We start from the raw sequence: 11,334 nt of genomic DNA on the forward strand, positions 1-11,334 counted from the left end.
AAAAACAGTACAGCATGAGCAGGAAAAAGTTTTTGAATCCCAGGCAGCACTGGATCAGGAACGTGATGCAATGCGGGATGAAATTCTGGTCGAGTTTGCGCAACAACAGGAAGCGTTAGAGAATCAACGGCTGGATCTGGACAATGAACGCAATCGAATTCAACAAGAGGTGCTTGCATCACTGACGGTACAACGCAGCGAATTGAGTCGCGATCAGGAAGAGTGGCAGGGGAAAAAGCAGACAGAACTGAATCAACTGAAAAAAGAACGTGAATTTCAAGAAACGACTATCAAAAAAGTTGAAGAACAACTTGCATCACAAAAAGAAAAATTCGAGTTGGAGTTGAAAACACAGCAGGCAGAATGGGAGTCTCAACGGCAGTTGGAGACAGAACGTCTGGAATCACAGAAACGGGATTTTGTGATTCGTTCGGAAGAAATCGAACATCAGCTGAAAATTCAACGCGAAGATCTTGAGCGTGAATATGGTTCCCGCGAAGAAGAATTCGATCAGAAACGAACATTAATCGAGAACCGGATCAAATTTCAGGAAAATCATCTACTACGTTTGCGGAATCAAATTGAAGAGGATCAGCATGATTTCCAAAGACAACAGCAAATCCAGCAACAGCAGCACGAACAGAACGAGCGCATTCATATATTAAGAATGAAACAACTTGATCGATTTCGTGATTTATTACAACAGCGTGAAGCGTCCCTCAGCAAAGAACGGGCTTTACATACTGAACTGCGTCGTTCGGTAGAGCGTTACGAATTGAATCAGAAGCAGCACATGTCAGATGAGTATGAAATCTGGCAAAAAGAACGCGACGCCCAAAAGGCGGAACTGCGACGTCAACAGGATATGCTGTCTTTACACGCGGAAAATCTGGAACGCCGTCGCGAGAGACTGGATACCCTGCGGTCTGAAGTGGAAGAAACACATCGGGGGACTCTGGAAATGCGACTGGCGCTGGAAGAAGGCTGGGCGCAATTAACTCAGGTGGAAGGTGAAGAGGCTGCTCGTTCACGATTGGAAAAAGCCCGTGAGGCACTTGCCGCTCATTACCGACAATTACGTGAAGCTTTGTCGGTTGAAAGACAGGAACTTGATCACTCACAAGAATTATTTCATCGACACAGAGATGAGTTCCGCCAGGAACGCCAGGACCTTTCGGAGTGGGTGTCCGAGCGTGATGAACAATTAAGGTTGCGAAGCGAACAGTTACGCTTTGAAGCAGAAAAATTGGCGATTCATGATGCAGTCTGGGACCAGAAACGGGAACTTTGGCTTCAGGAAAAAGTACAAGCCGAACAGATCATTCGCGATTTACTACAGCAAATGACAGATTTAACGGGCATTGAAGGTGTCGTGGATGAGGCAGCGATTTTCTCCAACGCAGAATCGCCCGATCAAAGAATAGACAAAACGTCCGAAGAAAACTCCGTTGAAGCTCTTGACCTGGATATCACAGCGGAGGATCAATCCGGTGAATTCGATCCGCGGGATTGAAGCTGGATTTCCACATTGAGGTCTGAACTGATTGCAGAGCTATCTCAGGTCCTGCCAGGCATCCCAGCAGAGAAACAGAACCAGACTGGCAGAGATGAGAAACATGATATCCATCATGGTACTACCACGAAAAGGTATGCCAGCAATCATGTCGACCAGAGCAAGTGCCACCACGATTCCGGAAACGGCCATTGAGCCAATGATCATTTTTTTGGGTGCATCCGTCATTGCAATCTCTGTCCCTCTCTACTCTTTCTGAAGCTGTATAATTTCTGGATGTCAGTGCAAACTCAAATTGTGTTGTAACTCTCGCTGGAAGTTGCCAGACTGCCGCTCTTTTTTTCTTTGAAGCAGGACTTGAAAAGACGAGCAACAAGCCGTGGCTTCAAGTATACCGTAACGATTGGTGGAATTTCCAGTCGATTTTGTCCCTGATGATCGTTTAGAATTTCTTGTGGACATCTTTCAGATAGAACACCCGAAAAATCGTTAAAATAATGATATTCTAATGGGCAATTGTCACTCAAGTGACCGAGCAAAGTTCAATAATATGACCATCCGGGTCATTCACGAATGTTTGTGTTGCGCCATCGGGGCGAGATTTGGGAGGCGAAACAATGGGAATTCCCTGGCTAACCGCCGTTTCATAGGCCTGTTTTGCATCGTTGACCTGAAACGCAAAGTGATGTGTTCGCGTATTTTGGTTGGGATCGGTTTTCCCTGCCCTGCCCGACTCATCATGCTCAAGAATCAAATGGATTTGCTGATTCCCAATCTGAAACCAGTGCCCTTCAAACGAAAACGCTGGTCGCGGGACGTGATCCATTCCCAAAAAATCAACATAAAACTGGCGAGATGCTTCGAGGTCTTTCACCACAAGAGTAATATGATCAAAAGACTGCACTTGCAGATGATCAGAAATGGCAGAATCATTCATGGGTACCAGTTGCTCCTGAAATAACATTGTTCGAAATTTGGTTCAATGTAGAGATTCCGGAACGACATCAGTCGTAGCGATTTGAAAATGGAATATTTTGTTTTTGTTGAAAATGCACTGTATGTCTCAGGAAACAGCAGAAGTCAAAATAGGTTCTCCCACTCTCCATGCAGCGCCCTCTCTCACAACATGACGGTAAAGTGTATCGCGTTCAACGGGAATGCGGCCTGCTTCCTCAATCAGTCGGTGGAGTTGATCGACGGTTAAGCCTTCGGGAGTTTGGGCACCAGCATCATGATAAATTAATTCATGGACGACGGTTCCATCCAGATCGTCTGCTCCGAAACTTAATGCGGTTTGTGCCGTTTTCTCGCCGAGCATAATCCAATAGGCTTTGATATGGTCAAAGTTGTCTAGCATGATGCGCGAAAGAGCAATCACTTTGAGGTCCATCAATCCCGATGCTTTACGAATTTCTGACATGCCTGTATTTTCCGGGTGGAATGCCAATGGGATGAATGTTTGAAAGCCTCCAGTTTCGTCCTGTAAGTCTCTCAGTTGACAGAGATGGTCGACTCGGTGTCTGGCTTGTTCATAATGGCCGTACAGCATCGTCGCATTACTTCTCAAACCAAGACGGTGTGCATCACGGTGAATGTCGATCCAGTTCTTGCCGTCTGCCTTGTGTTCGCAAATTTGTTCGCGCACTTCGGGGTGAAAAATTTCAGCCCCACCACCGGGCATACTGGAAAGACCCGCTTCCATCATCTGCTCCAGGACCCAGATGTTTGACTTTTTGGTCATGAAGCTGAACCAGTTGATTTCCACCGGAGTCCAGGCTTTGATATGCAGTTCGGGATATTCTTCATGAATCACACGGATCACATTCAAATACCAGTCAAACTTTTTCTGATGATGCAGCCCACCCACAACATGAATTTCCGTCGCGCCGGTAGACCGTGCTTCGTGAACGCGTTCCCGTATCATATCGTCAGTGAAAGTGTAACCCCGCGGTGATTTCAGGTCGGCTCGGAATGCACAAAACTTGCAGTGGTAGACGCAGACGTTCGTTGGATTCAGATGAATGTTGGTATTGTAAAATGCGAAGTTACCGTTCTTACGTTCGCGAATCTGATTGGCCAGATCACCTAACGTTAGAATATCGACTTTCTCATCTAGAAAAATTCCTTCGTCGAAACTGATTCGCTCTCCGGCTTCAACTTTGCCAGTTATGGAATCCAGCAGTTCCTGTTCGTTTTTATTCAGATTCATCGGACCGAGGGTTGATTCTTTTTAGCGGATGGATGTTTTCTAATTCGGATATTGCGGTCTTGAAGAGCGCACAATGCGAGACACAGCTTATTATTACGATTCAGCCCCGCTTATGCGAGCCAGACGTCGATCAATCCCAGAAAGAACAATCCAATACTGATCACGGCATTCACATGAAAAAATGCCAGATTGACACGATTCAGGTTTTCGGGGTTCACCAGCAGATGTTCGTAGATCAAAAGGCAGGAGACTGCGAGAATACCGATCAGAAACGGAATTCCTAAACCTGCCACATACCATAAACTGAATAGACAGACCAAGGTCATGAAGTGACTCAACATCGCAAACCGGAGTGCTTTTTTAATTCCCCAGCGTGAGGGAATACTGGAGAGCCGCTTTTCTTGATCAAAATGCACATCCTGACACGCATAAATGATGTCAAAACCACCGACCCAGAAGAAGACAACCAGCCCCAGCAGGAATGGCTCTATTGAAAGACTACCCCGGATAGCAATCCATGCTGCCAAGGGAGAGAGCATCAGGGCGGCAGAGAGCCAGTAATGACACCAGATAGTAAAGCGTTTGGCGTAGGAATAACCCAGCAGAAACAACAGAACTGGAACCGAAAGATACAGCGGCCAGCGATTGGGAAGAAACAGAAGCGTCGAAGCAATAAATGCCAGTGAAGTTAGAAGTGTGAAGAGGAACACGGCGCGCACGCTGATCAGCCCTGCGGGGAGATGACGAGTTTGTGTACGCGGGTTTTGAGCATCAATGTCACGGTCAACAAGCCTGTTAAACGCCATCGCCGCCGAGCGCGCAAACAACATGCACAGTAGGATGCCAGCCAGATCTTGCCAGCGAAAAGGCTGGTCACGCCAGGCTAACACTGCTGACAATAAAGCAAACGGGAGGGCGAATATGGTATGACTGAAGCGAATTAGTTCCAGCAACAGTCGCAGTCGAGCCAGCATCGAAACGAATCCAATATCTTAATAAGATGACGTCAGTCGGCATGATTAAGGAGAAACACCCGACGGTCTCATCTTAGCCGATCAGGAGACGGCACCCAAGTCAGAGGCAGATGAAATTGGAATTGCATCATGGGAAATACACCTCGGCTGATTTACCTTGATGGAAACGTATTCAGCGACGCTACATAACTGACAAATCGTTGATCAACACTTGGGATATCCCGTGGCAGTCGCGCACTCAATGCTTCAGGTTCTTCGTTGGTTTTGAGTTCTGCCAGATAGTCCAGCAGAGAGTCTCTTGTTTCAGGTGTGCCGTTTAACATGAAATGAACCCACGCCCAGGCTTCCTGGTAATCAACACGTTGCATTTGCGAGACTTTTTCGAGTTGTTCCAGACGTTTCATGTCGGGCTTCCAACCATTGTTGAGTGCCGTCGTAAGTCGCGCTGCATGATCGCGATTGATTTGTCCGGGTGTATTGCCGGCAACTTCGAAGTATTCTGCCAGCCCTTCATCGAGCCATAACGGGACCGTTTTCAAACTGGCGTGTAATAATCCATGGGTAAACTCGTGACGCAGATCTTCCTGAATACGTTCGCCCCAAAAAGTATATACGGCTAATTCTTTGGGAGTTCCTACAAAATAGGCACGTCGAGGAGGTAAGCCAGGGTAGGTGGTATCCAGATAGTTGCGGTATTCCAGTTCGTTGGTAAAGAGATACACGGTTACCTGTTCGCTGTTAAGCGGAATGTTCAAAGTCTCAGCGACATCTTCACGGAGCTTTATCAAATCCTGAAACAGTTCATGATCCTGTCCCAGCTTGAAATCACTGAGCACGATGAGTTGCTCTGCACTGACGCTATGGCGGGCCGGCAATTGAACCGATTGATTTTTGGCGGCACTATGACAGCCGGTTATCATCAGCAGGTACAACAATAGACAGGTACTCAAGCGGATCGCTTTGAGAACTGGCTGAGACATCATGCCTGAAGCCTTATCGTCGGGACTGGTGATTGATGGTGATTTCACGATAGGTGGGTATTATCTCGTTGAGCGTTAGTGATTTTCAAACGGGAGTGATCGAATTCAAAGTCGTTTGATTGAACTCTCCTTTTTTTCCGCAGAACGTTTTTTTTCCGGAGTCTGAAATAAACCGTCGAAAAATCCATTCGATGCTGATTGAATAATCAGATTTCCTTTCCCGTTATCAATCAGAGACTTTGCTAATTTGGGATGGTTTTTCCAGGCGGAAGCCTGCCATTTTCTGATATCAGAATAGGTGTCGTGGAGCCCGGCTTCAGATTTGGGGATGAAGAGCCAGCCTTCCTTGGATTGAATAACATGAAATTCGAACGCGGCATACATGCCTCCTGCTCCAATCAACATGAAGATCAGAGCCGCTAGGATTCGACGCATTTAACTCACTTCCTTGTGATTATTAATTTTGTTTCGTCTCAGTTCAAGCGCGGGATCATCTCACAAACTGGGAAATGCGGCAAGAGTGAACTGCCTGACAAAACACTGAGGTGTGTTCATTTGGCCACATTGGTGCTGGTTCATTGAAAGTTGTCGCCCGGATGGATTTTTCTACCACACAAAAACTCACTGATCTGCATTGCCCGTTTCCCCTGTGGCTGAACCTGTTTCAACTCCAGAACCCCATCTCCGGTCCGAATGATCACCTTTTTCGTGTTGGAAAAAATTATGGTTCCGGGTGAGGCATTCAGATGCTCCTGATCAATATTCAATGTGTCGAATTCCTCAGATGGGGGTGTTTCCACATCTAGAATCAGTAATCTTAAGGGGTCCTGGTCTGATTGATGAAGAAATGAGAAGGGGCTGGGCCAGGGTTGCATGGCTCTGACATGACATTCAATTTGAAAGGAACTTTGATTCCAGTCGATAGCCCCTTCCTGTTTATCTAAAGTGGGAGCAAAAGTTGCTTCTGCATGATTTTGTGGAATTTCCACCAGAGTACCCCGTTCGATTTCATTAAGGGCCTGCATTGCCAGAGGAGCCGCGAGTACTGCGAGTCGGTCCTGAAGCTCGCCCGTGGTTTCTTTGGCGCCGATCTGGGTTTCTACCATTCCCGCTACCGGACCAGAATCCAGGGAACGCTCGATTCGAAACAGAGAGACCCCGGTTTTGGTTTCACCATTACGAATCGCAAATAAAATGGGTGCCGCGCCGCGATAACAGGGCAATAATGAAGCATGCAGATTGAAAGCGCCCTGTTTAGGAGTGTCCAACAGTTTTTGTGAGAGAATCTGGCCATAGGCGGCCACCAGCAGGACGTCGGCATCTAAATTTGCCAGTTCTTCAAGCGCTTCAGGTGTATTAATTTTTGCGGGTTGAAAAACGGGAATGCTATGTTCGAGTGCCAGCTCTTTCATTGGGTTTTTGTGTCGATGATGGCCGCGACCTGTGCGATCGGGCTGAGTATACAAACCCAATACCTGATGTTCAGAGTTAATCAGCGCCTGAAATGCGGGAATGGCGAACGTTCCCGTTCCCATCATCACAACTTTTAATGGCACAGTAATAACTCCTCAAAATGGATAAGAAAAATTAATTTGAAACGTGAAAAACGGGTTTTCTCAGGAGACCCCTGCTGTCATCGTTGGGAATTTCAACGGAATTCCAACAATCGCCAGATTACCAACGCTTAACGTACTTTAACCCAGATTACGTTCCAGTTGCGATAATTCTTCGCGAATTTCTTCGTCGGATGGGTATTCCCCCCGCTGCTGTTGATTTCGAAATTGTACTTCAAAATCAGCAATTTGCGCGTCGAGTTCGATGCGCTTGTCTTCCACCATGCGATCAGGAAACATGATCCCTTCCAGATGATCATGTTCGTGTTGAACGGCGCGGGCTGCAAGATCGTCGAGAGTGATTTCAAATAGTTGACCATCCAGATCGTAGGCTTCCAATGTTATCTCTTCGGATCGTTTAACATCGCCGTAGAGCTGGGGAAGACTCAAGCAGCCTTCTTCGCCTTCGGTGGTTCCTTTGCGTTTTGTGATTTCCGGATTAATGAATACAAATTCTTCTTCGGCTTCATTTGGATCCGCGGTCAGATTAATCACAAACAGACGATAAGGGAGGCCCACCTGGTTAGCAGCCAGACCAATTCCACGCGCTTCGTACATCAGATCAAACATGGTTCTCACCGTATCAACTAATTCGGGTGAGATACTTTTGATTGGTTTCGATTTCCAGCGGAGTGCCGGATGAGGATAATTTACAATTTGTAAAACGGCCATAATCACAGATACCCAGCAGGGTATAATACTCAGATGAAGTTCTCAAAAAATTAAAAATTCACCTGCCCCGCGGACCAATTCGCGCAGGGGAAACAACAGATGACTTCATTACCTGTATATCAGGGCGCATCAGTAGATACAATCCACAGGTCCGCTAACAAGGGCATTGTTGCAGTTTTTTTATTTCAGGCTACCTGTCCTTGATTCCGAGCGGGATTGCTGGAAACAGCTAATCCCGTCCGTCGGCCTGAATCAGGCCGAGTTTCAAGATGACAGGTAATTACTTCCTGAGATCTGGCTCAATACATGGGAAGTGGATCAAGTGGTGCATAAGCTGTTGTAGGAACTGTACCCTGAATCACAGGTGCACTAGCAGTTGATTGATAAGTATCATAGCTGTTGTAAGCTCCCTGTGGTGCATAAGTCGGAGCACCAATACCAGAGCCACAATTGCCAGAGGAACATCCACCACCTCCGAATGGTGCGATTGCGGGACCATAATTACAGCCACCACCACATCTGCCAGAACGTCCGCATTGGCAGCCTGTCGTCAAAGCAATTAACGCAAGACCCAGCATAGTAAATCCAAAACGTTTCATGAGTAAAATCCTTTTCTACAACAAAGAGGCGATAAAAAATCTTATCACCGATAATCAATCGAAATGTGGAATAGCTAGTCAATTTATGATGCAGCCGAAGCGGCAATGTTCTTAAATCCAGCAGGGAACAGACTGGAGTTGATTCCAGACCAGTGTGCAGTAAATCCTCCAGGGTGTCGTTCCTGATTCGAAACAAAGGCAATCGACTCGTCTCTGATTTCGTTTACACCCTGAAGTAATGAAACCGTGGCAGAATGCTGGCCTTTCCAGATTTGAAGACCAGGCCAGAAACCGTCAAAGCTTCCTGAAATAATAGTTTCCCAACCCGTAGAAGTACGGCTGATACTCACAGCCAGCTGACGCCGTAAATTCCACCACCGGAAAAATGTTTCTAAAGATGTGACCCAGACCAGCGGAATCTGCTTTCGATCCAGGTTGATGTTTTGAAATAACTGATCGAGTTCTTCTCGCGAGGGAACCGAAGGCAAAGAAACAGGCAATCCTTGACGGTACCTGCTGATCAGTTCCACGCGAAGTTTACGTTGTGTCTCTTTGTCCTGTTTTCCATGCCAGTCTGATTCCGATTTCAAATGCAGCAATTCCAGAGGAATGGGCAATGGGCTCATGACATTAGAGAACTCTCGGAAATCTTTTCCTAAAGCAGTTTCGCCGTAACAGATGACACCCTGATACGGATAAGGATAATCTCCCACTCGTATCCAGGCACCTCCGGTTTGATGCAATCGTTTTTTGAGTTGAGTCACAAATGAAGATGTGAATTTCTCACAGCCAGTAACTGATTTGGTTCCCAGTTCATTTTTCATTCGAGCGCTGGCAGAGTCACTGGTAAATTCGGACAAGTCAATCATCGGAATCTTGCACTGAGAGAGTCTCTGCAAGTCCTGCTCATTGAATGTTTTTTGAGACCCAACCAGTAGCAGATTCCAACGTGAAAGCTGGTATCCGGAAAGTTGGGCCAGGTCTTCATGTAGTTCGGTTACAGGCAGTCCCAGTTCGCGCAATCCTTTCACCACAGGTGTTGCAACACCTGCTAACAGGATCGGGTATTCCGGCAAATGACGCGAAACGGACATGGTCTGAATATTCTCTATAGGAAATGAAAGTGTTTTTGCAGATTCCATTTCGAAAGAAAAGAATCAGCAAGGTTTCAATTTGAAAGGTAAAAATGAATCAATTAGATGAAGTGTAAATCAGCGTGGGAGGTGAGTGACATGCCTGTAGTTCAGGCGCAGGAATCACGAATGTGAGGCGGGAAGATATTCGTTTTTTAAAATCAGGTCAATACGAATGAAAGGAAAGAAAAAGAAAAGCAAAAACCTTTAGTCTTTTTTCTGTTTTTGCCCTGATTTTCATAAAAAAACAATTCGGTCTCTGTTAAGTCGCACTGAAAATAGCATCTGGCTCGGAATCCGCGAAACCGGAAGATTCTCGAGAGGGGTAAAGAATTATGCTCGGTATCATCAGAAAAGAAAGCATTTCCAAAGCCGATTCGGAGCCTCAAATTTCTCTTTCAAATTGGGGTTGGAGAAAATCAGGAAACCCAACTATAATCCGCCCCTCGCAAAACAAAGGGATTGCTTTGCGGGAATGATTTGTGAAACGAGAAACCATTCAATATGGAATGATCATGGAAGCAAATCAATGTACTGACTGATATAACAACAACGTCATAGCATGGAGGCGCGGCGTGGAAACAGTTCTGGTTATTGGACTTGATACGGTTGCCGGAGCAAATATTGCGACCTGCTTATCCAGTCGATATCGGGTTGTCGGATTAACTTCAGCGACACCAGTTTCCATCCAGGGATGTGAAACGCATAAATATTTGGAAGATGATGTTGAGACAGCCGAGCATTGGCTGTCACTGGTTCGTCCGCAGTGGGTTGTCTACTGTGGCGTTGCTGCCAACTCGGCCTGGTCAGTTGATCCAGCAAAATTCATCACGAAAGACCCCGTACTGGCGGTTCGGAACTGGGTGAACGCGGCTGAATTACATTCGGCCCGCTTTACACACATTTCATCCGATGCCATTTTTACCGGCCCCTGGATGTTCCATGAAGAAGATTGTCAGGGATTGTGTGACAGTCCGCAGGCAGAAATCATTCGTGCGGTCGAACGTGAAGTCAGCCTGTGCGATAATACATTAACGATTCGCACCAATGTTTTCGGTTGGACGCCTACTGCCTACGGTCAAGGTGACATGGAAACGATGATACACGCTCTGGCAGAGAGTTCGTTTTCCAAACTTGATTGTTACAGGCATGGCACTCCATTGTTAGCTACGGATCTGGCTGCCATTATTGAACATGCCTACCAGGAACGACTGACCGGTATCTTTCATGTAGCAGGTGGAGAACGCATTAATCCGCTGGAATTTACAAAACGGTTATCAAAGGTTTTTGGGCTGACTATGCCTGAATTACCTCGTGCGACGGTATTAAACGAATGCCCTTCAGGTTTTGCTAACGGTGAATCATCTCTGCATACCCGCAAAATTCGACGTGCTTTAAGCATTTCAATGCCTATGTTGGATGACGGATTGCAAAGACTGTTTGATCAACAACAGAACGGTTTTCTCAATCGTCTGAACAACGAGCATGAAAGACAATTCGAGCAGGAAATCGCTGCTTGATTCAGATGAAAAAACAAAAAAACAAACCCCTTGCGTGTAAGCACAAGGGGTTTGTTTTTTTACTTCCAATGTTCTCAGGCAATGTTCTCAGGCAATGTTCTCAGGCAATGTTCTCAGGCAA

Annotated in this window: 12 protein-coding genes; 2 read left to right on the plus strand and 10 right to left on the minus strand. The window is 46.3% G+C overall.

Going from position 1 to position 11,334, the window contains the following annotated elements:
• The coding region (locus Q0668_RS00675) for a hypothetical protein (protein ID WP_298858912.1) at nt 1-1,513 on the plus strand (1,513 nt) is incomplete at its 5' end.
• Between the two features lie 39 nt (nt 1,514-1,552).
• Here the strand turns inward: Q0668_RS00675 and Q0668_RS00680 are convergent.
• The 10 genes from Q0668_RS00680 to Q0668_RS00725 all read right to left on the minus strand — a co-directional run bounded on the left by Q0668_RS00680 (nt 1,553) and on the right by Q0668_RS00725 (nt 9,654).
• The gene (locus Q0668_RS00680; RefSeq protein ID WP_298858914.1) at nt 1,553-1,741 is read right to left on the minus strand and encodes a hypothetical protein; all 189 of its coding nucleotides are present in this window, start codon (nt 1,739-1,741) and stop codon (nt 1,553-1,555) included.
• A gap of 295 nt (nt 1,742-2,036) precedes the next feature.
• A complete protein-coding gene (locus Q0668_RS00685; protein WP_298858916.1) occupies nt 2,037-2,450 on the minus strand; it encodes a VOC family protein in 414 nt (137 codons plus the stop codon).
• 126 nt (nt 2,451-2,576) lie between these two features.
• Nucleotides 2,577-3,722: an aminofutalosine synthase MqnE gene (gene mqnE, locus Q0668_RS00690; RefSeq protein ID WP_298858918.1), complete on the minus strand. Its 1,146-nt coding sequence runs from the start codon at nt 3,720-3,722 to the stop codon at nt 2,577-2,579.
• A gap of 110 nt (nt 3,723-3,832) precedes the next feature.
• Nucleotides 3,833-4,696 (minus strand): UbiA-like polyprenyltransferase, encoded by an 864-nt coding sequence (locus Q0668_RS00695; protein ID WP_298858920.1) that lies wholly within the window; start codon nt 4,694-4,696, stop codon nt 3,833-3,835.
• A 152-nt stretch (nt 4,697-4,848) separates the two neighbouring features.
• Nucleotides 4,849-5,679 (minus strand): DUF1570 domain-containing protein, encoded by an 831-nt coding sequence (locus Q0668_RS00700; protein WP_298858922.1) that lies wholly within the window; start codon nt 5,677-5,679, stop codon nt 4,849-4,851.
• Nucleotides 5,680-5,781: 102 nt separating this feature from the next.
• Nucleotides 5,782-6,111, minus strand: a complete 330-nt coding sequence (locus Q0668_RS00705; RefSeq protein WP_298858924.1) for a hypothetical protein — start codon at nt 6,109-6,111, stop codon at nt 5,782-5,784.
• A 140-nt stretch (nt 6,112-6,251) separates the two neighbouring features.
• The gene (fmt, locus tag Q0668_RS00710) at nt 6,252-7,232 is read right to left on the minus strand and encodes a methionyl-tRNA formyltransferase (protein ID WP_298858925.1); all 981 of its coding nucleotides are present in this window, start codon (nt 7,230-7,232) and stop codon (nt 6,252-6,254) included.
• Nucleotides 7,233-7,370: 138 nt separating this feature from the next.
• Nucleotides 7,371-7,961: a peptide deformylase gene (gene def, locus Q0668_RS00715; RefSeq protein WP_298858930.1), complete on the minus strand. Its 591-nt coding sequence runs from the start codon at nt 7,959-7,961 to the stop codon at nt 7,371-7,373.
• Between the two features lie 299 nt (nt 7,962-8,260).
• A complete protein-coding gene (locus tag Q0668_RS00720) occupies nt 8,261-8,560 on the minus strand; it encodes a hypothetical protein (RefSeq protein ID WP_298858932.1) in 300 nt (99 codons plus the stop codon).
• An 83-nt stretch (nt 8,561-8,643) separates the two neighbouring features.
• A complete protein-coding gene (locus tag Q0668_RS00725) occupies nt 8,644-9,654 on the minus strand; it encodes a hypothetical protein (protein ID WP_298858934.1) in 1,011 nt (336 codons plus the stop codon).
• 614 nt (nt 9,655-10,268) lie between these two features.
• Between Q0668_RS00725 and Q0668_RS00730 the strand changes: the two genes are divergently transcribed.
• The gene (locus tag Q0668_RS00730) at nt 10,269-11,213 is read left to right on the plus strand and encodes a sugar nucleotide-binding protein (RefSeq protein ID WP_298858936.1); all 945 of its coding nucleotides are present in this window, start codon (nt 10,269-10,271) and stop codon (nt 11,211-11,213) included.
• Nucleotides 11,214-11,334 lie beyond the last annotated feature (121 nt).

The sequence above is a fragment of the uncultured Gimesia sp. genome (assembly GCF_937910335.1).
Taxonomy (GTDB): Bacteria; Planctomycetota; Planctomycetia; order Planctomycetales; family Planctomycetaceae; genus Gimesia.